The 24,990-nt window shown below is 69.4% G+C and carries 34 protein-coding genes; 2 read left to right on the top strand and 32 right to left on the bottom strand.

Annotation, left to right across the window (positions count from 1 at the left end):
- The 3 genes from AC08OT_RS00375 to AC08OT_RS00365 all read right to left on the bottom strand — a co-directional run bounded on the left by AC08OT_RS00375 (window position 1) and on the right by AC08OT_RS00365 (window position 3,104).
- Window positions 1-1,629 carry an NAD(P)H-hydrate dehydratase gene (locus AC08OT_RS00375; protein WP_476592312.1) on the bottom strand — a complete coding sequence of 543 codons (1,629 nt, stop codon included), beginning with the start codon at window positions 1,627-1,629 and terminating at the stop codon, window positions 1-3.
- A 72-nt stretch (window positions 1,630-1,701) separates the two neighbouring features.
- Window positions 1,702-2,058, bottom strand: a complete 357-nt coding sequence (locus AC08OT_RS00370; protein ID WP_476592311.1) for a holo-ACP synthase — start codon at window positions 2,056-2,058, stop codon at window positions 1,702-1,704.
- A 128-nt stretch (window positions 2,059-2,186) separates the two neighbouring features.
- A complete protein-coding gene (locus AC08OT_RS00365; protein ID WP_476592310.1) occupies window positions 2,187-3,104 on the bottom strand; it encodes a PadR family transcriptional regulator in 918 nt (305 codons plus the stop codon).
- Window positions 3,105-3,240: 136 nt separating this feature from the next.
- Between AC08OT_RS00365 and AC08OT_RS00360 the strand changes: the two genes are divergently transcribed.
- The gene (locus tag AC08OT_RS00360) at window positions 3,241-3,810 is read left to right on the top strand and encodes an SWIM zinc finger family protein (protein WP_476594852.1); all 570 of its coding nucleotides are present in this window, start codon (window positions 3,241-3,243) and stop codon (window positions 3,808-3,810) included.
- A 98-nt stretch (window positions 3,811-3,908) separates the two neighbouring features.
- On the opposite strand, the gene glmS is transcribed toward AC08OT_RS00360, so the two are convergent.
- From glmS to rplM, 4 genes are all read right to left on the bottom strand, one after another.
- A complete protein-coding gene (gene glmS / locus AC08OT_RS00355; protein ID WP_476594509.1) occupies window positions 3,909-5,801 on the bottom strand; it encodes a glutamine--fructose-6-phosphate transaminase (isomerizing) in 1,893 nt (630 codons plus the stop codon).
- Window positions 5,802-5,906: 105 nt separating this feature from the next.
- A complete protein-coding gene (glmM, locus tag AC08OT_RS00350; RefSeq protein WP_476594508.1) occupies window positions 5,907-7,274 on the bottom strand; it encodes a phosphoglucosamine mutase in 1,368 nt (455 codons plus the stop codon).
- Between the two features lie 109 nt (window positions 7,275-7,383).
- A complete protein-coding gene (gene rpsI, locus AC08OT_RS00345; RefSeq protein WP_476594507.1) occupies window positions 7,384-7,791 on the bottom strand; it encodes a 30S ribosomal protein S9 in 408 nt (135 codons plus the stop codon).
- 93 nt (window positions 7,792-7,884) lie between these two features.
- Window positions 7,885-8,328 (bottom strand): 50S ribosomal protein L13, encoded by a 444-nt coding sequence (rplM, locus tag AC08OT_RS00340; RefSeq protein WP_476594853.1) that lies wholly within the window; start codon window positions 8,326-8,328, stop codon window positions 7,885-7,887.
- A 316-nt stretch (window positions 8,329-8,644) separates the two neighbouring features.
- Here rplM and AC08OT_RS00335 point away from each other — a divergent pair, with 316 nt between their 5' ends.
- Window positions 8,645-10,117: a hypothetical protein gene (locus AC08OT_RS00335; RefSeq protein WP_476602449.1), complete on the top strand. Its 1,473-nt coding sequence runs from the start codon at window positions 8,645-8,647 to the stop codon at window positions 10,115-10,117.
- Between the two features lie 40 nt (window positions 10,118-10,157).
- Here AC08OT_RS00335 and truA read toward each other — a convergent pair whose 3' ends face one another.
- The 25 genes from truA to rpsC all read right to left on the bottom strand — a co-directional run.
- Entirely contained in the window at window positions 10,158-10,982 is an 825-nt protein-coding gene (gene truA / locus AC08OT_RS00330) for a tRNA pseudouridine(38-40) synthase TruA (RefSeq protein WP_462202429.1), read from the bottom strand.
- 222 nt (window positions 10,983-11,204) lie between these two features.
- On the bottom strand, window positions 11,205-11,807 hold the full coding sequence (rplQ, locus tag AC08OT_RS00325) for a 50S ribosomal protein L17 (protein ID WP_476591758.1): 603 nt from the start codon (window positions 11,805-11,807) through the stop codon (window positions 11,205-11,207).
- Between the two features lie 133 nt (window positions 11,808-11,940).
- Window positions 11,941-12,990, bottom strand: coding sequence for a DNA-directed RNA polymerase subunit alpha (locus AC08OT_RS00320; protein WP_476591757.1), 1,050 nt, complete (start codon window positions 12,988-12,990; stop codon window positions 11,941-11,943).
- Window positions 12,991-13,190: 200 nt separating this feature from the next.
- Entirely contained in the window at window positions 13,191-13,820 is a 630-nt protein-coding gene (gene rpsD, locus AC08OT_RS00315) for a 30S ribosomal protein S4 (RefSeq protein WP_011435062.1), read from the bottom strand.
- A gap of 95 nt (window positions 13,821-13,915) precedes the next feature.
- A complete protein-coding gene (gene rpsK, locus AC08OT_RS00310; RefSeq protein ID WP_011435061.1) occupies window positions 13,916-14,320 on the bottom strand; it encodes a 30S ribosomal protein S11 in 405 nt (134 codons plus the stop codon).
- 81 nt (window positions 14,321-14,401) lie between these two features.
- Window positions 14,402-14,782: a 30S ribosomal protein S13 gene (rpsM, locus tag AC08OT_RS00305; RefSeq protein ID WP_462202433.1), complete on the bottom strand. Its 381-nt coding sequence runs from the start codon at window positions 14,780-14,782 to the stop codon at window positions 14,402-14,404.
- 201 nt (window positions 14,783-14,983) lie between these two features.
- Entirely contained in the window at window positions 14,984-15,097 is a 114-nt protein-coding gene (rpmJ, locus tag AC08OT_RS00300; RefSeq protein ID WP_003956441.1) for a 50S ribosomal protein L36, read from the bottom strand.
- A gap of 79 nt (window positions 15,098-15,176) precedes the next feature.
- The gene (infA, locus tag AC08OT_RS00295; RefSeq protein WP_006541558.1) at window positions 15,177-15,398 is read right to left on the bottom strand and encodes a translation initiation factor IF-1; all 222 of its coding nucleotides are present in this window, start codon (window positions 15,396-15,398) and stop codon (window positions 15,177-15,179) included.
- 282 nt (window positions 15,399-15,680) lie between these two features.
- Window positions 15,681-16,526 carry a type I methionyl aminopeptidase gene (gene map / locus AC08OT_RS00290; protein WP_476602448.1) on the bottom strand — a complete coding sequence of 282 codons (846 nt, stop codon included), beginning with the start codon at window positions 16,524-16,526 and terminating at the stop codon, window positions 15,681-15,683.
- A 142-nt stretch (window positions 16,527-16,668) separates the two neighbouring features.
- On the bottom strand, window positions 16,669-17,322 hold the full coding sequence (locus AC08OT_RS00285; RefSeq protein WP_476602447.1) for an adenylate kinase: 654 nt from the start codon (window positions 17,320-17,322) through the stop codon (window positions 16,669-16,671).
- A complete protein-coding gene (gene secY, locus AC08OT_RS00280; RefSeq protein WP_476591756.1) occupies window positions 17,322-18,614 on the bottom strand; it encodes a preprotein translocase subunit SecY in 1,293 nt (430 codons plus the stop codon). The genes AC08OT_RS00285 and secY overlap by 1 nt, the downstream gene beginning before the upstream one ends.
- Window positions 18,615-18,875: 261 nt before the next feature.
- A complete protein-coding gene (rplO, locus tag AC08OT_RS00275; protein ID WP_476591755.1) occupies window positions 18,876-19,415 on the bottom strand; it encodes a 50S ribosomal protein L15 in 540 nt (179 codons plus the stop codon).
- A gap of 2 nt (window positions 19,416-19,417) precedes the next feature.
- A complete protein-coding gene (gene rpmD, locus AC08OT_RS00270; protein ID WP_011435055.1) occupies window positions 19,418-19,603 on the bottom strand; it encodes a 50S ribosomal protein L30 in 186 nt (61 codons plus the stop codon).
- Window positions 19,603-20,211, bottom strand: coding sequence for a 30S ribosomal protein S5 (gene rpsE / locus AC08OT_RS00265; protein WP_462185699.1), 609 nt, complete (start codon window positions 20,209-20,211; stop codon window positions 19,603-19,605). The genes rpmD and rpsE overlap by 1 nt, the downstream gene beginning before the upstream one ends.
- Before the next feature lie 71 nt (window positions 20,212-20,282).
- The gene (gene rplR, locus AC08OT_RS00260) at window positions 20,283-20,657 is read right to left on the bottom strand and encodes a 50S ribosomal protein L18 (RefSeq protein ID WP_476591754.1); all 375 of its coding nucleotides are present in this window, start codon (window positions 20,655-20,657) and stop codon (window positions 20,283-20,285) included.
- A 10-nt stretch (window positions 20,658-20,667) separates the two neighbouring features.
- A complete protein-coding gene (gene rplF, locus AC08OT_RS00255) occupies window positions 20,668-21,204 on the bottom strand; it encodes a 50S ribosomal protein L6 (protein WP_476591753.1) in 537 nt (178 codons plus the stop codon).
- Between the two features lie 12 nt (window positions 21,205-21,216).
- Window positions 21,217-21,627: a 30S ribosomal protein S8 gene (rpsH, locus tag AC08OT_RS00250; RefSeq protein ID WP_011435051.1), complete on the bottom strand. Its 411-nt coding sequence runs from the start codon at window positions 21,625-21,627 to the stop codon at window positions 21,217-21,219.
- Between the two features lie 163 nt (window positions 21,628-21,790).
- Window positions 21,791-21,976 carry a type Z 30S ribosomal protein S14 gene (locus AC08OT_RS00245; protein WP_011435050.1) on the bottom strand — a complete coding sequence of 62 codons (186 nt, stop codon included), beginning with the start codon at window positions 21,974-21,976 and terminating at the stop codon, window positions 21,791-21,793.
- A 4-nt stretch (window positions 21,977-21,980) separates the two neighbouring features.
- Entirely contained in the window at window positions 21,981-22,580 is a 600-nt protein-coding gene (gene rplE, locus AC08OT_RS00240; protein ID WP_462202438.1) for a 50S ribosomal protein L5, read from the bottom strand.
- 41 nt (window positions 22,581-22,621) lie between these two features.
- Window positions 22,622-22,948: a 50S ribosomal protein L24 gene (gene rplX / locus AC08OT_RS00235; RefSeq protein WP_462185747.1), complete on the bottom strand. Its 327-nt coding sequence runs from the start codon at window positions 22,946-22,948 to the stop codon at window positions 22,622-22,624.
- 2 nt (window positions 22,949-22,950) lie between these two features.
- Entirely contained in the window at window positions 22,951-23,319 is a 369-nt protein-coding gene (gene rplN, locus AC08OT_RS00230) for a 50S ribosomal protein L14 (protein WP_009740518.1), read from the bottom strand.
- 76 nt (window positions 23,320-23,395) lie between these two features.
- The gene (gene rpsQ, locus AC08OT_RS00225; protein ID WP_476591760.1) at window positions 23,396-23,704 is read right to left on the bottom strand and encodes a 30S ribosomal protein S17; all 309 of its coding nucleotides are present in this window, start codon (window positions 23,702-23,704) and stop codon (window positions 23,396-23,398) included.
- 5 nt (window positions 23,705-23,709) lie between these two features.
- Window positions 23,710-23,976: a 50S ribosomal protein L29 gene (gene rpmC / locus AC08OT_RS00220; RefSeq protein ID WP_462185695.1), complete on the bottom strand. Its 267-nt coding sequence runs from the start codon at window positions 23,974-23,976 to the stop codon at window positions 23,710-23,712.
- Window positions 23,976-24,392, bottom strand: coding sequence for a 50S ribosomal protein L16 (gene rplP, locus AC08OT_RS00215; RefSeq protein ID WP_009740521.1), 417 nt, complete (start codon window positions 24,390-24,392; stop codon window positions 23,976-23,978). Before rplP ends, rpmC begins: the two co-directional genes overlap by 1 nt.
- Before the next feature lie 2 nt (window positions 24,393-24,394).
- On the bottom strand, window positions 24,395-24,990 hold a 596-nt coding region (gene rpsC, locus AC08OT_RS00210; protein WP_476602446.1), incomplete at its 5' end, for a 30S ribosomal protein S3.

Raw genomic sequence — 24,990 nt, 5'->3', positions numbered from 1 at the left:
TCACGCTACTCCGCGTGGCATCCGTCGCTGGTCGAGCAGGTCGCCGATGACCTGGGGCAGGATGGCGGGCAGATCATTCGCTGCCAGCGGCACGGGGGCCCGCTCGGCGGCCCGGCCGTGCAGATAGGCGCCGACCGCCCCGGCCGTCGCCGGGACGAGCCCGGCGGCGAGCAGCGACCCGATCAGGCCGGTCAACACGTCACCGGTCCCGGCGGTTCCCAGCCATGCCGATCCGGTCGTGTTGACCAGCGCCGATCCATCCGGCCGCACGACGAGCGTGCGGGCGCCCTTGAGCAGGATCACCGCTCCCGTCGCCGCCGCGGCCCGCCGGAGAACGGCGAGCCGATCGTCGGCGAGTTCGGCGGCGGTGGTCTGCGCATCCCCGCCAAGGGCGACCGAGACGAACCGCTGGAACTCGCCCTCATGCGGTGTGATCAGCACCGGCGCCGCCCGCTCGACGACGGCAGCGAGCCGCGCCGCGATGATCTCGGCAAGCGGGTCGAGGCCTCCCGCGTCGACCAGGACCGGAAGGTCCGTCGCCAGCAACGCCGTCAGCAAGGTACGGACCGCGGGTCCCGGCGCCAGGCCCGGGCCGATCGCCCAGGCCTGGACCCGGCCAGCGGCCAGCATCGCGTCGGCGTCACCGGCCTCGATGGCGGTCACGACGGCCTCGGGATGCGACATCCGCACGAAATCGCCGGCCCTGCTCACGACCGCGCCGACGGCCTCGCCCGCGACCTTCTCGGCGTGCCCCTCGGCCTTCTCAGCGTGCCCCTCGGTCACTACCCGCAGATACCCGGCGCCGCCGCGCAGCGCGCCGCCGACCGCGAGCACCGCGGCGCCCGGATAGGCGCCGCTGCCGGCAACGAGGCCAAGGACCCCGCGACTGTACTTGGACGCCCTCGGGCTGGGAACGGGCAGCGCCGCGGCAACGTCGGCATCGTCGAGAGCGCACAGGTCGGGTTCAGGCAGGTTCAGTCCGATGTCGACCAGCTCGACGGGACCGGTGTGGGCGGCACCGGGCATGAGCCACAAGCCGCGTTTGCGGGTACCGAAGGTGACGGTACTGCTCGCCCGGACCGCCGGCCCCGCGACGGCCCCGGTATCCGCGTCCACCCCGCTGGGGACGTCGACCGCCACCGTCCGTTCGGGGGGCGCCAGAACGGCGAGCCGGGCGTACGGCTCGCGCAGCCCGGCCCGGCCACCGATGCCGAGCAACCCGTCCAGCACCAGATCGGCGGCGGCGAACAGAATACGCAGCCGCTCATCGTCGATCGGCTGCCCCGCACCCGCCGGACCGCTCCCGCCCACCACCGGACCCGGATGGTGCAGTCGACCACCGGCCGCGAGCAGGGCGGCGGTGCCTTCCGGATGGGTGCGGCCGGGTGCCACCGCATCAACCCGCGCCCCTCGGGCGGCCAGCCGCGCTCCGGCCCAGAGGGCGTCACCACCGTTGTCGCCACCGCCGGCGAGCACGACGACGCGGGCACCGTAGACCCGCCCGAGGCGTCGTGCGGCGTGCGCGACGAGCCCGTGCACCGCCCGCTGCATCAGAGCGCCGGGGGGCAGCGAGGCGAGCAGCGGCGCCTCGGCACCTCGAACCTGTTCAACCGTATGGGCATTGCGCATGCCGACATGCTGCCCCGCTCCGATCCGCGGGCGCCCGACAGGCCGGCACGGGCCCACCGGACCCGACCGTGCTCAGGTCTCGGCAACGACCATCGCCACGGCCACGCCGCCGTCGTGGGTGAGCGAGAGATGCCAGGACGCGATGCCGAGCCGGGCCGCCGCGGCGGCCACCGTGCCGATAATCCGTAACGACGGTCGCCCCCCAGTACCGAGAACCACCTCGGTGTCGTGCCACTCGAGACCGGGGGGTGCGCCGAGAACCTTGGCGACCGCCTCCTTCGCCGCGAACCGGGCGGCCAACCGCTCGGGCCGGGCGAGGCTCCGTTCGGTCGCGGTGAACAGCCTCATCGCGATGCCCGGCGTGCGTGCCAGCGTCACGGCGAACCGGTCAACATCCACCACGTCCACGCCGACGCCCACCACCGCCACCTGGGAAGGTTCCCACAAACGCGGTGTTACCCCGCCGTCGGCACCGGGACGGCCGGTGAGGTCCCCGCTAGCCGGTTCACGCCCACCTCGCCGAGGCGCCCGCGCCCCGCTGATCAACGCTTCGTCGATCAGCGCGTCGCAGCCCGCCCCGGGGCCGATCCGCCGTTGCCGTCGTCCTTGCTGCCACCATCGGGAGCGGTGCGGCCCTTGTCCGCGCCGGTACCCGTGGCGGCACCCTCCGGTCTCATCGGGGGCTCGACATCGTCCCCGGCGAGGATCTGGTAGAGACCACGGCGGGTCTCGGCGAGCAGGGACCGCGCCGCGACGATCTGCGCTTCGTCTCCGGCCTGGGCCACCTGGACGATGGCCGCACCGACGGCGAACGCCAGCGTTCGCAAACTGGTGAGATCGTCATCGACCGCCGCCGCGGCAGTCTCCCACGGCTTGCGCCCCCTTGCGCGTGCCTCGACGTGCGCCCGCCCGGCGTCGGTGAGATGGAAGACTCGCTTGCCCTCCGCCTCCTCCGCGCGCACGAGCCCCTCGTCGGCCAGCAGCGACAGGACCGGGTAGACCGACCCCGGGCTCGGCCGCCAGATGCCACCACTACGCTCCGCGAGCTCACGGATCATCTGGTAGCCGTGCATGGGCTCCTCGGCCAGCAGCGCGAGCAGCGCCTCCCGGACGTCACCCCGCCCCACCTTCGGCCCACGGCCGAAGCTGCCGGGACCGCCAAAACCGGGGCCGCCGAACCCCAGACCGAACCCCGGGCCGGGAAAGCCGCCGAACGGCCAGCCCGGTCCGCCCCGGCGGCCTCTCGGCCCGCCTCCTCCGTGCCCACCGTGCTCACGATGCCCGCCGTGGCCACCACGGCCGGCGCGACCGCTCTCGGAGTGGTCCTGCTCGCCGGCCACCGCCTCCGACCGGCCGCCACACTCCCCCCAGGCGCTCACCGCCTCGAAGAAGTCCCGCAGCCGGGACGGGCCGAACCCGGCCTCGCATCCCCAGCGGCCCCATGGGCCCGACATCACCTGTGAAACCACGATCATTCCCTTCGGGTCGGCGCGACCGGAGCCATCCGCTCACACCTCATCACGTAGGCTCACGATATATCGCGATGCAATCGATAACAAGACCTACTCGCCTAGGCATCCCCGAACCGCGCGAATTCCGTAGGATTGAGCAGTGATCATTTCGGGGTCCGGGGAGAACGGGCACGGCGGAGACGCCGTCACCCCGCTCGAGGCAGCCTTCGAGGAACGTGCCTGCGCACAGCACGCCGGCACCGACGTCTTCATAGAAGGGGTGAATCTGGCCCTTCTCGGTCGAGTCGAACAACTCCGCATCCGCCCCACCAACGCATCCGGCACGGTGGACGACGACGGTTCGTACGAGGTCCGCCTGGAGGCGGCCGACGACGGGCCACGGACGGGCTGTACCTGCACCGAGGGATCCACCGGCTCGTTCTGCCGGCATGCGGTCGCGGTCGCCCTCGTGGCCACCAGCTCGGCGGGACTCGCCGAGGACGACGAGGACATCGAGGGGGAGGACGGCGCGATCCTCGGTGAGGAGACCCTCTTCACCGACGACCCGGTCCACGCCGCGATGCGCGTCTTCCTCAGCCGCGCCCCTCGCGCCGAACTCGTCGAGACCCTGCTCGACGCCGCCGACGACAACGACGCCGTCGCCGATGCGCTGTGGGAGGCGACGGTCGCCTGGCACGGCCGTCAGCACGGAGCGACGCCGTCCACCTGACCAGGCAGGCCCGAGCCCAGCCCCCCCCCGCCGCGCCGGTACGCCGCCCGATGCCAGGGGTCCCCACACCGCGCCGAAGGCGCAGTGTGGGGAAGGGCTTATTCGACTGTGACCGACTTCGCCAAGTTACGCGGCTGATCGACATCGAGGCCGCGCGCAAGCGCCAGCTCGCACGCGAAGACCTGCAGCGGTAGCGTCGTGACCAGGGGCGCGAACAGCGACGCGGTCGCGGGCACGCGGATGAGATGATCGGCGAACGGTTCGACGGCGGTGTCGCTCTCTTCCGCGATCACGATCGTGCGGGCGCCACGCGCCCGGACTTCCTGGATGTTAGAAACGATCTTTCCGTGCAGGTTCGCATGACCCCGTGGGGACGGCACAACAACGAACACCGGCAGGCCGGGCTCGATGAGCGCGATCGGCCCGTGCTTGAGCTCCCCTGCCGGGAACCCCTCGGCGTGCATGTAGGCGAGTTCCTTGAGCTTGAGGGCCCCTTCCAGGGCCACCGGGTACCCCACATGACGACCGAGGAAGAGCACCGCCCTCGCGTCGGCCAAGGCACGGGCGAGCTCCCGCACCGGCTCGACCGTTCCCAGCGTCCGTTCGATCAGCTCGGGCATACGCTGGAGCCGCTCGACGTACGCAGCGACCTCGTCGCCGTAGAGCACGCCGCGCACCTGGGCCAGGAACAGGCCAACGAGAAGGCACGCGGCGACCTGCCCGAGGAAGGTCTTGGTGGACGCGACCCCCACCTCCGGGCCGCAGCGGGTGTACAGCACCGCATCGGACTCCCGAGGGATCGTAGAACCGTTGGTGTTGCAGATGGCCAGCACCCGTGCCTTCTGCTCGCACGCGTGTTTGACCGCCATCAGCGTGTCCAGCGTCTCGCCGCTCTGGCTGATCGCGATGACGAGGGTGGACCGGTCGAGCACCGGGTCGCGGTAGCGAAACTCCGAGGCCATCTCGACCTCGCAGGGCAGCCTGGTCCAGTGCTCGATCGCGTACTTTGCGATGAGGCCGGCGTGGTAGGCGGTACCGCAGGCGACGATGAAGACCTTGTCCACATCCCGGAAATCCTGGACAGACAGCCGCTCCTCGTCGAGCACGATCGCACCATCGGCGGAAAGCCGACCGCGCAGCGTGTCTGCCAGGGCGGTCGGCTGCTCGCTGATCTCCTTGAGCATGAAGTACGGGTAGCCGCCCTTCTCGGCGGCGCTGGCATCCCAGTCGACGTGGTACCGCCGGCCCTCGATGATCTGGCCGCCGAAGTCGGTCACCGTCACGCCGTCCCGGCGAGCCTCGACCACCTGATCCTGCCCGATCTCCAGCGCCTCCCGGGTGTGGGCGATGAAGGCCGAGACGTCGCTGGCGAGGAAGGTCTCCCCCTGACCAAGCCCCACGACTAGCGGGCTGTTGCGCCGGGCCCCGACAACCACCTCCGGGAAGTCGCGGTGCAGCACGACCAGGGTGAACGCGCCTTCCAGCCGCCGGCAGACCCGTCGCAGCGCGGCGGTCAGCGGATGCGCGCCCCCGTCGTACCCGCGGTCGGCACCAGCGCCGGCACCAGCAAGCTCGACTTCGAGGAGATGGGCGACGACCTCCGTGTCGGTCTCACTGGCGAGCTCGTGGCCGACCGTCTCCAGCTCGACCCGCAATGCGGCGAAGTTCTCGATGATCCCGTTGTGGATGACGGCGATGGCGCCGGTGCAGTCGGTGTGCGGATGGGCGTTCGCGTCGGTCGGTCCACCGTGCGTGGCCCACCGGGTATGCCCCATGCCGGTGGTGCCGGGCATCGGCCTGGAATCCGGATTCTCGGCGAGCAGCTTCTCGAGGTTGGACAGCTTGCCGGCACGACGCGCCGTCCGCAGTGCCCCGGCGCCGACCACGGCGACACCCGACGAGTCGTAACCCCGGTACTCCAACCGCCGCAGACCGTTCAATCCGACATCCAGTGCCGCCTGGTCGCCGACGTAACCGATGATCCCGCACATGCGGCTCAGCGTACGCAGGTTCCCGGAAGTGAGAGCGTACCGGGGGACGCTCGGGGCAAGGTGTCCGCTTGTGGCCGCGGCGGGACCGGTCAGCGACGGGATCGGTCAGCGCGCCGGCGGCAACGCGGTGCGCACGACGGCGGCGAGCCGCTGTGCGACCGCCCGCGCGGCGGCGTCGGTGCCCGCCTCGACCATCACCCGCACGAGGGGTTCGGTGCCGGACGACCGCAGCAGCACCCGACCCTCGTCACCGAGTTCCGCCTTGGCCAGGGCGACGGCCCGCAGCAGTTTCTCATTGGTGTCCACCTGCGTCCGGTCGACGCCACGCACGTTCACCAACACCTGGGGCAACCGGGTCATCGCCTTGGTGAGCTCGCCGAGCGGTTGTCCGGTCTCGGCGACCCGGCCCAGGATCCGCAACGCCGTCAACAACCCGTCGCCGGTCGTCGCGTAGTCCAGGAACACCACGTGCCCGCTCTGCTCACCGCCGAGCACGTAGCCTCCGGCGCGCATCGCCTCCAGCACGTACCGGTCCCCGACGGGTGTGGTGACGACGGTGATACCGGCCTCCCGCATCGCGTGGTGAAAGCCCAGATTCGACATCACGGTGACCACCACCGTGTCGTCGACCAGCTCACCCCGCTCGGCCAGCGCCAGAGCACACATCGCCAGGATCTGGTCGCCGTCGACGACCTCACCGGTCGCGTCCACGGCGAGGCAACGGTCCGCGTCGCCGTCATGGGCGATGCCGACGTCGGCACCGTACGCCACGACCGCGGCACGCAGGCTGTCGAGATGGGTGGCACCGCTGCCGTCGTTGATCGCTGTCCCGTCGCCGTCGGCGTGCAGCGCGACGACATCGGCTCCGGCCGCCCGCAGCACCCGAGGGGCCAAGGTGGAGGCGGCGCCCTGGGCACAGTCGACGACGACCCGCAGGCCGTCGAGCGGCACCGGCAGCGTGGCCAGCAGATGCGCCGCATACCGGTCGAGGAGAACCGGTTCGTCGTGGACCCGACCGACGTCGGCGCCGACGGGACGGCGGCTGGGAGGTAGGGCCATCCGCCGCTCGATGGCGTCCTCGACCTCGTCGGGCAGTTTGAGGCCGCCGGCGGCGAACAGCTTGATACCGTTGTCCGGCATCGGGTTGTGGCTGGCGGAGAGCATGACACCGAACATCGCGCCGCTGGCTGCGACGGCGTAAGCCACCGCGGGCGTGGGTGCCACCCCGATCCGGGCCACGTCGGCACCGGAGGCTGCGAGCCCGGCGACCACCGCGGCCTCCAGGAACTCCCCGGAGGGCCGCGTGTCCCGGCCGACGACCACTACCGGCTTACCGGACCCGGAGGGCCCACTCGCCCGGTTCGGCCCAGCGAGAACCTCGACCGCCGCGGAAGCCAGCGACAACGCCTGCTCCGCGGTTAGATCGATGTTGGCGACACCTCGGACGCCGTCGGTGCCAAAGAGCCTCACCATTGAGGTCTCCCTTGTCGAAGATCGTGGCGGAGACCAAGGGGGGCACCGGTGGCACCGATCCCCTCCAGGAGCGCGCCTCCGGGGGCACGCCCGCGAAGGGGATCCAAGGTCAGCGCTTGCTGTACTGCGGAGCCTTGCGGGCCTTCTTGAGCCCGTACTTCTTACGCTCCTTGACCCGAGCGTCACGGGTCAGGAAGCCGGCCTTCTTCAGGGTAGGCCGGGACTCCTCCTCCGCCAGCGTCAACGCGCGGGCGAGGGCGAGCCGCAGCGCACCGGCTTGCCCGGAGACGCCGCCACCGTGCAGCCGGGCGACGATGTCGTACGACTCCGTCCGATCCAGTGCCTTGAGCGGCTCGTTGACGAGCTGCTGGTGCACCTTGTTCGGGAAATACTGCTCAAGCATGCGCCCGTTGAGCGTCCACTGCCCGGTCCCCGGGAGCAGACGCACCCGGACGACCGCCTCCTTGCGCCGCCCGGTGGCGCGGGGATTGCCCTGTACGTCGGTCACGACAGCCACGTCGCGTTCCTTCCTCGGTTGATGCGTGGTTCCCGGGGCCGGTACCGGCGGGCGGGAGGACCCCGCCCGGCGACCGGCTCAGGAGGTCCGCGGCTACTGCGCGACCTGGATGATCTCGAATGGGGTGGGCTGCTGCGCCTGATGCGGGTGGGTCGGACCCGCATAGACCTTCAGCTTGGTCCCCTGGGCTCGGCCGAGTTTGTTCTTCGGCAGCATGCCCTTGATCGCCTTCTCGACGATGATCTGCGGACGGGTATCGAGCAGCTCCCCGTAGGAGGTGCTGCGCAGACCGCCCGGGAAGCCGGAGTGCCGGTGGTACTGGGCCTGCTCCCGCTTGTTCCCACTCAGGGCGACCTTGCCCGTGTTGATCACGATGACGAAGTCGCCGGTGTCGATGTGTGGAGCGAAGTACGGCTTGTGCTTTCCACGCAGGAGCGTGGCGGCCTGGGTCGCCAGCCGACCGAGCACCACGTCGGTGGCATCGATGACGTGCCACACACGCTGGACATCCGCGGGCTTGGGCTGGTACGTGCGCACAGGTCTGCCTTCTCGTTCGGACGATCCCGCCAGGAGACTCCCAAGGGGCCTCTCACGGATCTCGTCAAGAATGATCTCGTCAAGAATGTGGAGCGCGCAGACGGGACGTGTCACGCGCAGCAGTCTTTGAGGTTACCAGGCGATCGGAGCGGTCCACCCGGGAGGCCGGTCCACCCGGGGGGCACGGAAAGCGGGAGTACCGGCAGTACCGGCAGTGCGGACATGCAGGGGAGACGGACATGCAGGCGGCCCGGCCACCGACCATGGACACCTGACCGCGCTGAATCCCGCCAACAAGCTGGCTATTCTCACCAGGATGACGGAGATGGGCAGCGGGCGATCCGACGGGCGCGAGGGGCACGAAGCCCCCGGGCACGAGGGGCCGACCCCGCTGTCCGGAGGCGCCGGCCACGATCGGACGTTTCCCGCGCCGGCTGAGGGCCGGCGGTCGGCCGGCGCGCCGGAGGGCGGCGGTCCGGCAACCGGTCCGGCCGACCGGGGAGGCACCACGGGCCCGACAGCAGTGACGATTCCCCGCCCAGGTGGCCCGCACCCCGACCTCGACGGCTGGACTCCCCCCGCCGACGATCCCCTGTTCGGGGGATCCCGGACGTACTCGTTCTCGCCGAAGCCGACCTCCCTGCGGATCACACCGCCCGACACCACGCAGCCCGACACCACATCGCTCGGCATAACACCGTCCCCGACCACCACGAGCTTGGGCACGGAGCCAGCCGGGACCGGCGCCGCATCCGTACCGCAGCCGGGTCCGACCCGCTATGAGCGCCCGGCATCCCGTCCACGGGACTCGGGCACGCCGGCCTATCCGGGTGTCTCCCCCGGCACAGATGCCGTTACTGGCGGTCCCACCCGCATCGGTGAAACCGGCGAATCTCACCCACCCGCCGCGGCTGATGGCGGATTCGGCGACGGCGATCCGGTCGACATCCATTCGATCGACGACGATCCGATCAACGGGTCGGCACCGTCCGCCACCGCCGCATCGAGCGCCCGTGGCGCGTACCCGTCGAGGTGGGGGCGGAGCACTCAGGACCAGGCCGGGGGCCGTGGGGTCCGCGACACTCGGCGGTTGCTGGCCGGCGTCGCCGGGGCCGTCCTCGTCCTCGTCGCGGCGGTCGCGGTCGTGATGGTACGCAGCGGGGACAACGGGCACAACGGGCGCGAGACGCCCACCACCCGGCAGACGCTCCCACCAATCCCGGCCGGCTTCCTCAACAGCGCGACCCTCGACTCCGACCCGGTGACCGCCGACGAGTTCTTCTCCGACGAGCAGGTCGAGGCCGAGGGACGGAACTACCGGCGGCTCGCCCGCAAACTGGACAACGGTTGCCCAGATCTCACCGGTGGTCTGGTCACGCAGCTCAAGGACCGGCGCTGCCGGCAGGTGGTGCGGACGCTGTTCCTCAGCACCCCGGGGGACGGCGGACGCCAGGTGCTGGCCGGCGTCACCGTCTTCGTCCTCGACGAGCTCACCACCGCCACCGCCACCGCGGACATCCTCAACCAGGGGCGCGGTGGCATCGTGCCCCTCCCCGTCCCGGCCAACTCGATTCCGAACGCGCGGACCACCGGCCCGGGTGGGAACAACTCGTGGCGGGGCGCGATCACCCGCGGGCACTACCTCATCTACACGCAGGTCGCCTACACCGACGGCACCCAGGGAGCAGGGACCGATCCCGCGCTGCGGAACGCCCAGACCGATCTGAGCACACTCGCGACCGAGCCCATCGGAGACCGAGCAGTACTCGGCCACGGCCCGCGCCACTGACCCACCGGCGACCGGGCCCACCGGCGACCAGGCCCCACCCTCAACCGGACGGCGTGGGGGGAATCCGAACGGCCCGGGTGACCTCGGCCCGGGCGGCCAACTCAGGATCGGGCGGGTAACGCACGTCCACCAGCGTCAGGCCGTGCGCCGGCGCAACGGTGACGGCAGGGTCCCGGACACCTCGGTGCAGCACCGCCGCGGGCCACTGGGGCGGCTTGCGGCCCTCCCCGACGGCAAGCAGGGCGCCGACCAGCGCCCGGACCATGGAGTGGCAGAAGGCGTCGGCCTCGACGTCGGCCACGACGACCCCGTCAGGCCGGCGGAGCACATCGAGGCGCAGCAGCGTGCGGACGGTCGTCGCGCCCTCCCGGCGCCGGCAGAACGCGGCGAAGTCATGCTCGCCAACCAGGAACAGCGCCGCCGCCGCCATCGCGGGCACGTCGAGCGGACGAGGCCAGGCCAGGGTGTCGAAGCGCCGCAGGGGTTCGGCTCCATACGGAGCGTCGGTGATGCGGTAGACGTAGCGGCGGGAGAGTGCGGAAAATCTGGCGTCGAAGCCGGGCGGTGCCGGGGCGAGCCCGATGATCCGCACGGCCCGGTCCAGGACACCGTTCAGCCGCCGCGCGAGGCCGCCGAGCGGCACGTCGTCCGGGAGATCAACGTGCGCTACCTGGCCGACGGCGTGGACGCCCGAATCGGTCCGTCCGGCGACGGTGAGCCGTACCGCCGGCAACCGCGCCACCCGCATAAGGGCATCCTCCACATCGCCCTGCACGGTGCGTTGGCCGGGCTGGCGGGCCCATCCTGCGAACGGCGTCCCGTCGTAGGAGAGGTTCAGCCGCAGCCGAACCAGCCCGTCGGTCATCGTCATCACCGGCGGGCAGCCGCCTCGCGACCCGCGGGACATCGTCCCGCGGAAACTCCCGGATCGGACATCTGTCTCTCCCCCGTGCAAGCGACGACGCGGCGGTGCGACGGCACTAAAACGAAAGCCCGCCGCCCATGATGGGCGGCGGGCCTGCGCGGATCTACTCCAGGACGCGAGGTCCGGGCCGAAGGCCGAAGATTCCGGCCTTCGGCCCGGACCTCAGTTTGCGGAGTTCTGCTCCCCGGTGCCGGAGTCGTCCGCCTGCCCGGTCGTCGGCTTGCCGGCGGCCCCTTCGGCGGGGGTGTCTGCCGGCTCCGCGGCCTCGGCTGCCACAACAGCCGCGGTCGGCGACTCCTGGGCCAGGTCCTCCGCCGCCTCCGCGGTGGCGCCGGTGGGCTTACGACGAGCCTCGAAACGGGTGTCCCGCGCCCGCTCGGCCTCACTGACGGCCTGCTGGCCGATAGTCAGCGCCTCGACCAGCTCGATCCGGGCCAGCGGGGCGTTGTCACCCTTCCGGTTTCCGATCTTGATGATCCGGGTGTAGCCACCGTTCCGGTTCGCGTAGCGCGGACCGATCTCGGTGAACAGGGTGTGCACGACCGAGTTGTCGCGTACCTGGCGCATGACGCGCCGGCGGGCGTGCAGGTCCCCCCGCTTGGCGAAGGTCACCAAACGCTCGGCGTACGGACGCAGCCGCTTGGCCTTCGCCTCGGTGGTGGTGATGCCGCCGTGCTCGAACAGCGCGGTGGCGAGGTTGGCCAGCAGCAGCCGCTCATGTGCGGGGCTGCCGCCGAGCCGGGCGCCCTTGGTTGGCGTGGGCATGATGAGTGCTCCTCGTTCCTTTCACTGTCCTGCTGGTCACCGGCCTAGCCAGGCTGCCCGCCCGAAGGACGCGGCTCTCGCCACCGGAGGGTCGCCGAGGGCCCCCGCCGGAAGCGGAGGCCCTCGTGGAGAGTCAGTACTGCTCGGTCTCGACGAACTCCGCGCCGTCGTCGGACGGGTCGGAGAACGACGGGCTGTACGTGTCGGTGCCGTAGGTGTCCACGGCCTGGCGCGGGTCGAACCCGGGCGGGGAGTCCTTGAGCTGCAGGCTCATCGCGCCCAGCTTCGTCTTGACCTCATCGATCGACTTCTGCCCGAAGTTACGGATGTCGAGCAGGTCGGCCTCGCTACGGGAGACCAGCTCGCCGATCGTGTGGATGCCCTCACGCTTGAGGCAGTTGTAGGAGCGGACGGTCAGGTCCATCTCCTCGATGGGCAACGCGAGGTCGGCCGCCAGCGCCGCGTCCGCGGCGGACGGGCCGATGTCGACGCCCTCCGCCTCGGCGTTGAGCTCCTGCGCCAGCCCGAACAGGCCGACCAGGGTCTTGCCGGCGCTGGCCATCGCGTCTCGCGGGGAGATCGACGGCTTGGTCTCGACGTCAACGATGAGCCGGTCGAAGTCGGTCCGCTGCTCGACGCGGGTGGCCTCGACCTTGTAGGTCACCTTCAGCACCGGCGAGTAGATCGAGTCGATCGGGATCCGCCCGATCTCCTGGCCGGCCTGCTTGTTCTGGGCCGCGCTGACGTACCCGCGCCCCCGCTCGACGGTCAGCTCGATCTCGAGCTTGCCCTTGTCGTTCAGAATGGCGAGCCGCAGCTCGGGGTTGTGCACCTCGACGCCCGCCGGCGGGGCGATGTCCGCCGCCGTGACCTCGCCGGGGCCCTGCTTGCGCAGATACATCACGGTCGGCTCGTCGTTGTCGGAGCTGACGACCAGTTCCTTGAGGTTCAGGATCAGGTCGGTCACGTCCTCCTTGACGCCGGGCACGGTGGAGAACTCGTGCAGCACGCCGTCGATGCGGATGCTGGTAACCGAGGCACCGGGAATGGAGGACAACAGGGTCCGGCGCAACGAGTTACCGAGGGTGTAGCCGAAGCCCGGCTCCAGCGGCTCGATCACGAAGCGTGAACGGAACTCGGAGATCGGGTCTTCGATGAGGGTGGGACGCTGAGCGATCAACATGAGAACGTCCTTCCGACCACGGCGACCGCCATATGACGCCGTGTGGTGCGGGCCCCCTGACGGGAGCCGGTGGGCGGAACATCGGTCCGTTCCGCCCACGGGGTGGTGTCCGGGCGGAGGCCCGCCCGGACTCCAGTGTGCTCCGCCCCCTGACTGCGGGGACGACGCCGGCAGACCCTACTTGGAGTAGAGCTCGACCCCTACTTGGAGTAGAGCTCGACGATCAGCTGTTCCTGCACCTGAGTGTCGATCACCTGCCGCGCCGGCAGCGAGTGCACCAGGATCCGCAACTGGCTCGGGATCACCTCCAGCCAGGCCGGAACGGCCCGACCCTGACCCGCGGTCTCCCGGGCCACGATGAACGGCGTGAGCTCCCGGGCCTTCGGCGCGATCTCGACGATGTCGTTCTCGCTGATCCGATAGCTGGGGATGTCGACCTTGCGGCCGTTCACCTGGACGTGGCCGTGCCGGACGGCCTGACGGGCGGCGTCCCGCGAGGGTGCGAAGCCACCCCGGTACACGACGTTGTCGAGCCGCGACTCAAGGATCTTCAGCAGCTCGTCACCGGTCTTGCCGGCCCGGCGATTCGCCTCGTCGTAGTAGCCCCGGAACTGCTTCTCCAGCACGCCGTAGATTCGGGCGCACTTCTGCTTCTCGCGCTTCTGCAGCAGGTACTCGGAGTCCTTAGTGCGGCCACGGCCGTGCTCGCCCGGCGGGTAGGGCCGGATCTCGATCGGGCACTTCGGGGTGTCGCACTTGCTGCCCTTGAGGAACAGCTTGGTCTTCTCGCGGCGGCAACGCTTGCAGTCCGCGCCGGTGTAACGGGCCATCTAATCCTTCTCTCTCGTTTCCTGGCGCGAACTCGAACGCAACGCCACGACACCGGCCGGCGTGGAGCTCCGGCCGCGGCCGCCTCGCCGCATGGTCACACCCTGCGCCGCTTGGGGGGGCGGCAACCGTTGTGCGGGGTCGGGGTGACGTCCTGGATCGCACCGACCTCGAGGCCCGCGGCCTGCAGGGAACGGATCGCGGTCTCCCGGCCGGAACCCGGGCCCTTTACGAAGACGTCGACCTTGCGCATCCCGTGCTCCTGCGCCTTGCGGGCCGCGTTCTCGGCCGCCATCTGGGCGGCGAAGGGCGTGGACTTGCGGGAGCCCTTGAAGCCGACATGGCCCGCCGAGGCCCAGGAGATCACGTTCCCGGACGGGTCGGTGATGGAGACAATCGTGTTGTTGAACGTGCTCTTGATGTGAGCGTGTCCGTGGGCGACGTTCTTCTTTTCCTTGCGCCGGACCTTCTTGGCGCCGGCTGCGCGCGTCTTGGGAGGCATGTTCGCGTGTGGTCTCCGTGTACGAGGTCGTCGATCAGTGGTCGGCGGCGGCGGGCCCGAGCGGTCCGCCGGGGACCCTGACTACTTCTTGCCGGCCTTCTTCTTGCCGGCGATGGCGCGGCGCGGGCCCTTGCGGGTGCGCGCGTTGGTGTGCGTGCGCTGGCCGTGGACGGGCAGGTTACGCCGGTGACGGAGCCCCTGGTAGCACCCGATCTCCATCTTGCGGCGAATGTCCTGCTTGATCTCCCGGTTGAGGTCACCCTCGACCCGGTAGTTCGCGTCGATCCAGTCGCGCAGTCTGACGATCTCTTCCTCGCTCAGATCACGAACACGCGTGTCCGGGTTGACCCCGGTGGCGGCGAGGGTGTCCCGGGAGCGGCTGCGGCCGATCCCGAAGATGTAGGTCAGAGCGATCTCAACCCGCTTCTCGCGGGGAAGGTCGACGCCGGAGAGGCGTGCCATGAACGGATGTTTCCTTCCTGCGGCCGGAGGTCTCGGGCGATGCCGTCCCGGCCGGCGCCGGGCCGGGCGGGCCCCGGCCTCCGACCGGGGGTAGGTCGTCCCGGATGGGACGCCTGGCATCGCTTGGATGCGGTGGGCCGCCTCTCGGCGGGCGGCACGTGCTGCGCCACCCGCCGGGACGAGGCCGCACCCGTCAGGACATCAGCCCTGACGCTGCTTGTGACGAAGGTTGTCGCAGATGACCATGACTCGCCCGTGGCGACGGATCACCTTGCACTTGTCGCAGATCTTCTTGACGCTGGGCTTGACCTTCACGGCTGTTGCGGACCTCCTGCGCAGCCGCGGGCCGCGCGTGGCGATTGAGTGGAGCTACGGGCGAGTGAGAAGAGATCGACTACTTGTAGCGGTAGACGATGCGGCCGCGGGACAGGTCGTAGGGCGAGAGCTCGACCACGACGCGGTCCTCCGGCAGGATCCGGATGTAGTGCTGGCGCATCTTCCCGCTGATGTGGGCGAGAACACGATGACCGTTCTGGAGCTCCACCCGGAACATCGCGTTCGGGAGCGGCTCCACCACACGGCCTTCGATCTCGATGGCCCCGTCCTTCTTCGGCATGTCCTCCGCTGTCCTGACGTCGACTATGGGACGGCGGCTCGGCCGCGACCGGTCGGCCCTCCGAAATATTCGGAAAAGCCAAGGTCAGAGGCTTGAACTACCCCGAGAGGAGCCCGAACGCACCAACCACACTGCCACCGACCGCAACTGCCATAGACAGGACTGCTATAGACACGGTGGAGCACACCGGCGTGAGAAGACCGCCAGCTAAAGAGTGTACGCGGCGACCCCCGTCAAGGGTCAACACGACCCCCGCTCAGAGTCGACGCGACCTCAGCCGGTTCAGCCGGTTCCAGACGGGGCGTCAGCCGGCTGCCCGCAGGCGACCCCGAGCTCGGTGAGTTTCGCCGCTCCGCCGTCCGGCGCCGTCAGCACCCACGGCCCACGCGGAGTGATTGCCACCGAGTGCTCGATGTGGGCGGCGAGGCTGCCGTCGCGGGTCACGACGGTCCAGTCGTCGGGGAGCACGGCCGTGTCCGGCGACCCCATGGTGATCATAGGCTCGATGGCCAGCGCAAGGCCCTCGATCAGCCGGATGCCATGGCCGGGCCGGCCGTGGTTGAGCACGTGGGGGGGCTGGTGCATCTCGCTGCCGATACCGTGGCCCCCGTAGTGATCGACGATGCCGTAGCCATGTGGACGGACATGCCGCTCGACGGCGGCGCTGATGTCGGTGAGCTTTCCACCGAGCTGGGCGGCGGCGAGGCCCGCCCACAGCGCGCCCTCGCACGTGTCGATCATCGCGAGAACCTCCGGGGCGACCTCACCGACCGGCACGGTGATCGCGGCGTCCCCATGCCAGCCGTCCACGATCGCCCCGCAGTCAATCGAGATGATGTCGCCCTCGCGCAGCACCCGCTTGCGGGTGGGGATGGCGTGCACCACCTCGTTGTTGACCGAGCTGCAGATCGAGGCCGGATACGGCGGCTGGGCATAGCCCTTGAAGGACGGGATACCGCCGTCGTCCCGGATCGTCTTCTCGGCAAGGGCGTCCAGCTCGGCCGTGGTGACCCCGGGGACGACCGCGTCACGCAGCCGCGCCAGCGTCTTCGCGACGAGCAGGCCAGCAACCCGCATCTTGGCGATCTCCGCCGCCGTCTTGATCTGGACGTGTTCTCGTCGCGCCACGCTCGTCGCCCCGGTCCGTGTTCGTGTTGTGTCCGTTTCCGATGCTAGCCGCCGACCCCCGCAGGACGTACTCCAACGATCTTCCGCGAAAAGCTCGGGAGCCACGTTCAGCCTGGTCCGCGCCCGGACCAGGCCGACGGGTTCAGTCGCCGTAGTGCCGCAGGGCGTCGAGCGCGCGGTCGGTGACGTTGTCCACCGGTCCGGTGGCGTCGATACCGATCAGGATGCCCTTTTCGGCGTAGTACGCCACCAGCGGCGACGTCTGGTCCGCGTAGACCTCGAGCCGATGACGGACCGTCTCCGACCGGTCGTCGTCGCGCTGGAACAGCTCGCCACCACACCGGTCACAAACGCCCTCGACCGACGGCGGGTCGAAGTCGATGTGCCAGATATGACCGCAGTTCCGACAGGTTCGCCGACCGGACAGCCGGCGCACCACCTCGTCGTCGTCGACGACGAGCTCGAGCACCACGTCCAGACGGGTCCCCATGCCATCGAGCATCTGCCCGAGCACCTCGGCCTGCGGGACGTTGCGAGGGAAACCATCGAGCAGGAATCCCTTGACCGCGTCGTCCTCGGCCAAGCGGTTGCAGACCATACCGATGGTGATCTCGTCCGGTACGAGATCACCGGCATCCATGAAGGCCTTGGCCTTGACGCCCAGCTCCGTTCCCTGTCGCACATTCGCCCGGAAGATGTCCCCGGTGGAGATCTTGGGGATCGACCGCGCCTGGGCAATGAACGCGGCCTGGGTGCCCTTTCCGGCACCGGGCGGCCCGACCAGTACGAGGCGCACTACCGGAGGAAACCTTCGTAATTGCGGAGCATGAGCTGGCTTTCGATCTGCTTCACGGTTTCCAGCCCAACCCCCACCATGATCAAAACCGACGTGCCCGCGAAGGGGAACGGCTGGTCCTTGGTCAGGTTCAGCAGTGCCAACGGAAGAACCGTGATCACGCCGAGGAACAGCGATCCCGGGAGTGTGATTCGGTCGAGTACATGTTTGAGGTACTCCGCCGTCGGGTTCCCCGGCCTGATCCCGGGAATGAACCCACCATACTTCTTCATATTGTCCGCGACCTCCGTCGGGTTGAAGGTGATCGCAACATAAAAATAGGTGAAGAAGATGATGAGTGCGAAATATGTCACCAGATAGAGTGGATGGTCACCCCTGGAGAGGTATCTTTGCTCGAAGTCCTGGAAGCTCTGGTTGCTCCACACCTGTCCGGCAAGCTGAGGGAGCTGCAGCAGCGAGGACGCGAAGATGACGGGGATGATCCCGGCCTGGTTGACCTTGATCGGCAGGTAGGTCGACGTCCCGCCGTACATCCGCCGCCCGATTAGACGCTTGGCGTACTGGACCGGGATGCGACGCTGAGACTGCTCGACGAACACGACGAACACGACGATCGCGAGACCGAGCAGGAGCACCAGGCCGAACACCACACCGCCGGCGACCTGGAGAATGCGTCCGCCTTCGGAGGGAAGCCTCGCCGCGATCGAGGTGAAGATCAGCAGCGACATGCCGTTGCCGACCCCCCGGGCGGTGATCAGCTCACCCATCCACATGATGACCGAGGTACCCGCTGTCATCGTGATGACAATTGTCGCGATCCGGAACAGGCTCGTGTCCGGGATGATGGCGGCCGAACAGTCGGGGAACAGCCGGCCGCTGCGGGCCAGCGCCACGATGCCGGTGGCCTGCAGAAGACCGAGGGCGATCGTCAGGTACCGGGTGTACTGCGTAAGCTTCTGCTCGCCCGAGCTGCCCTCCTTCTTCAGCTGCTCCAGCCGAGGGATCACCACAACGAGCAACTGAATGATGATACTCGATGTGATATACGGCATGATGCCAAGCGCGAAGATGGACAGCTGCAGCAGAGCCCCACCACTGAACAGGTTGATCAGCGAGTAGACGTTGCTGCTGTCGGCACTCGCCGAGTCCAGGCAGGTGTTCACTGCGGACGTCGAGACACCCGGCGACGGCATGACGCTGCCGAACCGGAACAGCACCACGATACCGACGGTGAACAGCAGCTTCTTGCGCAGGTCAGGCGTGCGGAATGCCCGCGTGAAGGCGGTGAGCACGGCTCCTCCTGCTGGGATTGCGGACCGACGGGAAGTGGACATCCTGCCCAGTGCGGATCGCCTCCCCCGGCCGGTCGCCGAGGTCGGTTAGGCGACTGTAACAGGACACCCGGCCCACTCGTCCCGACATCACCATGGGTAAGCGATGGTGGACGGCAAGAGACAGCTGACGCCGAGGCGCACGGCCGCCTGGCGAGGGGTCCGGACGGGCGGGGCCGGGATGGGAGCGGGGTGGCATGGCCCATACCCCCACCCATGCTCTCAGCTCTGCGTGACGCTCCCGCCGGCAGCGGCGATCTTCTCCTTCGCGGAGGCCGAGAACGCGTCCGCGCTCACGTGCAGCGCGACGTCGATGTCGCCGTTGCCCAGCACCTTCACCGGCGACTTGCCCCGCACCGCACCCCTGGCCACGAGGGCGGCCTTGGTGACCTCACCACCTTGCGGGAACAGCTCCGCGAGGGTGGCGACGTTCACGACCTGGTACTCGACGCGGAACCGGTTGCGGAAGCCCTTCAGCTTGGGCAGGCGCATATGCAGGGGCATCTGGCCACCCTCGAACCGGGCGGGCACCTGCTTGCGGGCCTTCGAGCCCTTGGTGCCCCGCCCGGCAGTCTTGCCCTTGGAACCCTCACCGCGACCGACGCGGGTTTTGGACTTATGGGCGCCGGGGGCCGGCCGGAGGTGGTGCACCTTCAGGCCGCGGCCACGGACGGCCTGCGCCGAGCCGGCCTCAGTACTTGCGCCGGTGGCGCCGGTGTCGCCGGTGTCGTCACCGGCGTCGGTCTTCGTCAGTTCGGCCATGGCTAGGAGTCCACCTCCTCGACCCGGACAAGATGGGTCACAGTTCTGATCATCCCGCGAATCTCGGGACGATCATCACGGACGGTCGTCGCGTTGATCTTCCGCAGACCAAGGGTACGCAGCGTGGCCCGCTGGTTCGAGGTACCACCGATCCCCGACCGGATCTGCGTGATGCGCAGCTTGGCCATCAGACACCGGCTCCCGCCGCACGAGCGCGCAGCATGGCCGGCGGAGCGACGTCCTCCAGCGGCAGGCCGCGACGGGCGGCGATCTCCTCGGGACGCATCAGGCCACGCAGAGCAGCGACCGTCGCGTGCACAATGTTGATCGGGTTCGATGAGCCGAGCGACTTCGAGAGCACGTCGTGCACACCGGCGCACTCCAGCACGGCACGGACCGGACCACCGGCGATGACCCCGGTACCGGGCGAGGCGGGCTTGAGCAGCACGACGCCGGCCGCCTCCTCGCCCTGCACCGGGTGCGGAATCGTCGAACCGATCCGGGGCACCTTGAAGAAGTGCTTCTTGGCTTCTTCGACGCCCTTGGCGATGGCGGCCGGAACCTCCTTGGCCTTGCCATAGCCGACGCCCACGGTCCCGTCCGCGTCACCGACCACGACGAGCGCCGTGAAGCTGAACCGACGTCCGCCCTTGACAACCTTCGCCACGCGGTTGATCGCGACAACCCGCTCGACGTAGGCGTTCTTCTCCTGCGCCGGGCCGCTGCCCGACCGGTCCCGGCGTTCCCGACGGTCCGAGCCGCCGGAGCCGCCGCCGCGGCGCTGCTGGCCTGGCATCTACAACATCTCCCTGTTCTGGCTGTACTGGCGGTAAAGGCTGGACTGACAGTAAAGGCTGGGGGAAGTCATCAGAAGTCCAGCCCGCTCCCCCGCGCCGCGTCCGCGAGCGCGGCGATGCGGCCGGAGTAGGTCCGCCCACCGCGATCGAACACGACCGCGGCGATCCCGGCCGCCTTCGCGCGCTCGGCGACCAGTGCGCCGACCTTGCGGGCCTGCTCGGTCTTGTCCCCCTCGCCGCCGCGCAGCGACACGTCCAGGGCGGACGCCGACGCCAGCGTGTGGCCGGCGACGTCGTCGATGACCTGGGCGTAGATGTGCCGCGAGGACCGGGTGACGACGAGCCGTGGGCGGGACGGGGTGCCCGCCACCTTCTTGCGCACCCGGACGTGCCGACGGAGCTTCGCGGTCCGTCGGCGCGAGCTGGCGCCGAGGCTCACTGCCATGATCTATCTCCTACTTCCCGGTCTTCCCGACCTTGCGGCGGACGACCTCGCCCTGGTAGCGCACGCCCTTGCCCTTGTACGGGTCGGGCTTGCGCAGCCCGCGGATCTTCGCGGAGACCTCACCGACCAGCTGCTTGTCGATCCCGTGGACCACGAAGCGGGTCGGGGTCTGCACCTCGAAGCGGATGCCCTCCGGGGCCTTGACCGGCACCGGGTGGCTGTATCCGAGGGCGAACTCCAGGTCGGAGCCCTTGGCCTGGACACGGTAACCGACGCCGACGATCTCCAGGGTCTTCGAGTATCCGGCGGTGACGCCGGTGACCATATTGGAGACCAGGGTGCGAGTCAGGCCGTGCAGCGACCGGGAGCGACGCTCATCGTCGGGCCGGGTCACGAGGAGCCGACCGTCCTCGGTGTTCACCACGATCGGCTCGGCCACGACGTGGCTCAGGGTGCCCTTGGGCCCCTTGACGATGATGGTGGCTCCCTGGACGGTGACATCGACACCGCTGGGGACGGGAATGGGCAGGCGCCCGATCCGTGACATCGCTCGCCCTCCTTACCAGATGTAGGCGAGGACTTCCCCGCCCACGCCCCGCTTGCCCGCCTGCTTGTCGGTCAGCAGACCCGACGAGGTGGAGATGATGGCGACGCCCAGGCCCCCGAGGACCTTCGGGAGGTTCGTCGCCTTGGCATAGACCCGCAGACCCGGCTTGCTGATGCGCTTGATCCCGGCGATCGAGCGTTCCCGGTTGGGGCCGTACTTCAGATCGATGACCAGGGTGTGGCCGACGCCGCCAGCCGAGGTCGCGTCCTCGACGTGCCAGCCGGAGATGTATCCCTCCTGCTGGAGAATCTCGGCAATGTGCGTCTTGATCTTGCTGTGAGGCATCACCACGCGGTCGTGGTACGCCCGGCTGGCGTTCCGGACACGCGTGAGCATGTCCGCAATCGGATCGGTCATCGTCATGGCTTGACGCCTTTCTCACGGCGGTTCCCGCCGGCGCCGAGGTCGTCCTCGGCCGCTGGATGCCGGGCCTGCCGCGATCGGGTGGAGGTGCGGTGGTGGTGCGGTGGAGCCGTGCTGCCGGTGGAGCCGTGCCGGCCCCGGTCCGGGGCGGCGCGGTACCGGCCTACCAGGAGCTCTTGGTGACGCCGGGCAGCTCGCCGCGATGCGCCATCTGCCGCAGGCATACCCGGCAGAGCCCGAAGCCCCGGTACACCGAGCGGGACCGGCCGCAGCGCTGGCATCGGGTATAACCCCGGACCGCATACTTCGGCTTACGGTTCGACTTCTCGATCAGTGCTTTCTTGGCCATCTCTCTAGTTCTCCCGGAAGGGGAAGCCCAGCGCCCGCAGGAGCGCCCGGCCCTCGTCGTCGGTGGTCGCGGTGGTGACGACCGTGATGTCCATGCCCCGAACCCGATCGATCCGGTCGATATCGATCTCATGGAAGATCGACTGCTCGGTCACCCCGAAGGTGTAGTTGCCGGCACCGTCGAACTGCTTCGGCGACAGCCCGCGGAAGTCACGGATACGCGGCAGCGCGATGGTGACGAGGCGGTCGAGGAACTCCCACATCCGGTCACCACGCAACGTCACCTTGGCGCCGATCGGCATCCCTTCGCGCAGCTTGAACTGGGCGATGGACTTCTTCGCGCGCCGGACCGCGGGCTTCTGGCCGGTGATGGCCGCGAGATCCCGCACAGCGCCATCGATCAGCTTCGCGTCCCGGGCGGCGTCTCCGACCCCCATGTTGACGACGACCTTGACGACGCCGGGGATCTGCATGACGTTGCGGTAGGAGAACTGGTCCCGCAGCGCCGGGGCGATCTCGTCACGGTACCGCTGCTTGAGCCGTGGAACCGGGCGAGCGCCGGTGGTCCGGCCTTCGATGGTCCGGCCCTCGGTGGTCACAGTCATGGTCTAATCTCGTTTCCCAACTGCTCGACTGCTCGCTCGGCCTACAGCTCGGTGCCGGTGCGCCGCGAGACACGCACCTTGGTGCCGTCGTCGTTGATGCGGTAACCGATCCGGGTCGGCTTCCCGTCAGACGGGTCGACGATCATCACGTTGCTCACGTGGATCGGCGCCTCCTGGGTGATGATGCCCCCGGACTGCGAGCCGCGCGTGCTCTGCTGGACCCGGGTGTGCCGGGTGATCCGGTTCGCGCCCTCGACGAGGACCTTGTTCTGCTCCGGGTAGGCGCGGATGACCTTACCCTTGAGCCCACGGTCCTTGCCGGTGATGATCTGGACCGTGTCGCCTTTCTTGATCTTCAAAGTGGCCACGGTCACAGCACCTCCGGCGCCAGCGAGATGATCTTCATAAACTTCTTGTCACGCAGCTCCCGGCCGACCGGCCCGAAGATGCGGGTGCCCCGAGGGTCACCACCGTCCCGGATGAGCACCGCCGCGTTCTCGTCGAAGCGGATGTAGGAGCCGTCCGGCCGCCGGCGCTCCTTGGTGGTACGCACCACGACCGCCTTGACCACGTCGCCGCGCTTCACGCCGGCGCCGGGCAGGGCGTCCTTCACCGTGCCGACGATGATGTCGCCGATCCCCGCGTAACGACGCCCAGAGCCGCCGAGCACCCGGATGCAGAGAATCTCCCGCGCTCCGGTGTTGTCGGCGACCCGAAGTCGCGACTCCTGCTGAATCACTTTCCGCTCCTGATCACCCGGTACTACTGATCACCCGGTCCTGCCCGGCCCCGGCGTCCGGGCCAGAACTACTTCACTACTTCGCCTTCTCCAAGACCTGAACGATCCGCCATCGCTTGGTCGCCGACAGCGGCCGCGTCTCCATCAGCAGGACGCGGTCGCCGATACCGGTGGTGCCGCTCTCGTCGTGCGCCTTGACCTTCTTGGTACGACGGATCGTCTTGCCGTACAGCGGGTGCTGCACCCGGTCCTCGACCGCGACCACGACGGTCTTGGTCATCTTGTCGCTGACCACGAGGCCCTCTCGGACCTTACGGAATCCGCGGGGGAGAGCCGCCGCGTCCGTGCTCTGCGAAGCCTCCTGGGAGGCCGTCTCGTCTGTCACTGTCCTCACGCCCGTTCCGACTGCGTCGCGTCATCGTCCGCCGCGCCGGCCGCCACCGCCGGATCGTCGGTGATACCCAGCTCTCGTTCGCGCATGACGGTGTAGATCCGGGCGATGTCGCGCCGCACGGCCTGCAGCCGGCGGTTGTTCGACAGCTGCCCGGTCGCCGCCTGGAACCGGAGGTTGAACAGCTCCTCCTTGGCCTCCCGAAGCTTGTCGACGAGTTCCTCGCCCGACAGGCTCCGCAGCTCGTCCGCGGTAGCGACAGCCATTACGCACCACCTTCACGGACCACGAAACGGCACTTCATCGGCAGCTTGTGGATGGCCCGCCGCATCGCCTCGCGGGCCACCGGCTCCGCGACCCCGGACAGCTCGAACAGGACCCGGCCCGGCTTGACGTTCGCGACCCACCACTCAGGCGAGCCCTTACCGGAACCCATCCGGGTCTCGGCCGGCTTCTTGGTCAGCGGACGGTCCGGGTAGATGTTGATCCAGACCTTTCCACCACGACGGATGTGCCGGGTCATCGCGATACGGGCCGACTCAATCTGCCGGTTCGTCACGTAAGCCGACTCCAGGGCCTGAATCCCGTACTCACCGAACGTGACCCGGGTTCCGCCCTTGGCGGCACCGGTCCGCCCGGGGTGGTGCTGCTTGCGGTGCGCGACCTTCCGGGGAATCAGCATGTCTATTCCTCCGCCTTCTCCGGAGTGTTCGCCACGGCCGCCTCAGGCGTCGCGGCCGGCGTACTCGGCGCCGCGGTGGCGGACTCCGCGACAGGTGCCGTCGACTCGGCCGCCGCGGCCTCGCCCGCCGGAGTCTCAGCCGGGGCGTTCCCGCCGCCACCACCACGGCCCCGGCGCTCGCTGCGGGCCGCCGCCCGGCCCGCTTCGGTCCCGCCCTGGGTCGTGCCGGACGAGCCGGAACGCGGCCCGCGGCGCGGGCGCTCCCGGCGGGTCTGGCGCTGCAGCGCCTCCTGCGCCTCACGCTCGGCCCGGCTCTGGACGACGTCGCCCTTGTAGATCCAGACCTTCACGCCGATGCGGCCGAAGTTCGTCCGAGCCTCATAGAAGCCGTAGTCGATGTCCGCGCGAAGGGTGTGCAACGGCACCCGACCCTCGCGGTAGAACTCCGACCGGCTCATCTCGGCGCCACCGAGACGACCCGAGCACTGCACCCGGATCCCCTTCGCGCCGCCCTTCATCGCGGTCTGCATGGCCTTGCGCATCGCCCGGCGGAAGCTGACCCGGCTGGAGAGCTGTTCAGCCACCCCCTGGGCGACGA

Source organism: Frankia sp. CgJB1 (assembly GCF_977947065.1).
The sequence above is the reverse complement of the archived record's forward strand: the minus strand, read 5'-3'. Positions and strand labels throughout refer to the sequence as shown.

What these genes read in the sequence shown, in the direction of transcription:
- rpmD (WP_011435055.1), bottom strand. Translation starts at nt 19,603, where the DNA reads ATGGCCAAGCTGCGCATCACGCAGATCCGGTCGGGGATCGGTGGTACC.
- rplQ (WP_476591758.1), bottom strand. Translation starts at nt 11,807, where the DNA reads ATGCCCACGCCAACCAAGGGCGCCCGGCTCGGCGGCAGCCCCGCACAT.
- rplP (WP_009740521.1), bottom strand. Translation starts at nt 24,392, where the DNA reads ATGCTGATTCCCCGGAAGGTCGCGCACCGCAAGCAGCACCACCCCGGG.
- rpmC (WP_462185695.1), bottom strand. Translation starts at nt 23,976, where the DNA reads ATGGCTGTCGCTACCGCGGACGAGCTGCGGAGCCTGTCGGGCGAGGAA.
- rpsM (WP_462202433.1), bottom strand. Translation starts at nt 14,782, where the DNA reads ATGGCACGCCTCTCCGGCGTCGACCTTCCCCGCGAGAAGCGGGTTGAG.
- rpsK (WP_011435061.1), bottom strand. Translation starts at nt 14,320, where the DNA reads ATGCCTCCCAAGACGCGCGCAGCCGGCGCCAAGAAGGTCCGGCGCAAG.
- rpsH (WP_011435051.1), bottom strand. Translation starts at nt 21,627, where the DNA reads ATGACGATGACCGATCCGATTGCGGACATGCTCACGCGTGTCCGGAAC.
- rpsD (WP_011435062.1), bottom strand. Translation starts at nt 13,820, where the DNA reads ATGGCCCGTTACACCGGCGCGGACTGCAAGCGTTGCCGCCGCGAGAAG.
- rplE (WP_462202438.1), bottom strand. Translation starts at nt 22,580, where the DNA reads ATGACTGTGACCACCGAGGGCCGGACCATCGAAGGCCGGACCACCGGC.
- AC08OT_RS00320 (WP_476591757.1), bottom strand. Translation starts at nt 12,990, where the DNA reads ATGTTGATCGCTCAGCGTCCCACCCTCATCGAAGACCCGATCTCCGAG.
- rplO (WP_476591755.1), bottom strand. Translation starts at nt 19,415, where the DNA reads ATGGCCGAACTGACGAAGACCGACGCCGGTGACGACACCGGCGACACC.
- AC08OT_RS00375 (WP_476592312.1), bottom strand. Translation starts at nt 1,629, where the DNA reads ATGCGCAATGCCCATACGGTTGAACAGGTTCGAGGTGCCGAGGCGCCG.
- rplR (WP_476591754.1), bottom strand. Translation starts at nt 20,657, where the DNA reads ATGGCAGTGAGCCTCGGCGCCAGCTCGCGCCGACGGACCGCGAAGCTC.
- infA (WP_006541558.1), bottom strand. Translation starts at nt 15,398, where the DNA reads ATGCCGAAGAAGGACGGGGCCATCGAGATCGAAGGCCGTGTGGTGGAG.
- AC08OT_RS00335 (WP_476602449.1), top strand. Translation starts at nt 8,645, where the DNA reads ATGACGGAGATGGGCAGCGGGCGATCCGACGGGCGCGAGGGGCACGAA.
- AC08OT_RS00245 (WP_011435050.1), bottom strand. Translation starts at nt 21,976, where the DNA reads ATGGCCAAGAAAGCACTGATCGAGAAGTCGAACCGTAAGCCGAAGTAT.
- rpsE (WP_462185699.1), bottom strand. Translation starts at nt 20,211, where the DNA reads ATGCCAGGCCAGCAGCGCCGCGGCGGCGGCTCCGGCGGCTCGGACCGT.
- rplF (WP_476591753.1), bottom strand. Translation starts at nt 21,204, where the DNA reads ATGTCACGGATCGGGCGCCTGCCCATTCCCGTCCCCAGCGGTGTCGAT.
- glmS (WP_476594509.1), bottom strand. Translation starts at nt 5,801, where the DNA reads ATGTGCGGGATCATCGGTTACGTCGGCGACCAGGCGGCACTGGATGTC.
- glmM (WP_476594508.1), bottom strand. Translation starts at nt 7,274, where the DNA reads ATGGTGAGGCTCTTTGGCACCGACGGCGTCCGAGGTGTCGCCAACATC.
- AC08OT_RS00365 (WP_476592310.1), bottom strand. Translation starts at nt 3,104, where the DNA reads ATGATCGTGGTTTCACAGGTGATGTCGGGCCCATGGGGCCGCTGGGGA.
- truA (WP_462202429.1), bottom strand. Translation starts at nt 10,982, where the DNA reads ATGACCGACGGGCTGGTTCGGCTGCGGCTGAACCTCTCCTACGACGGG.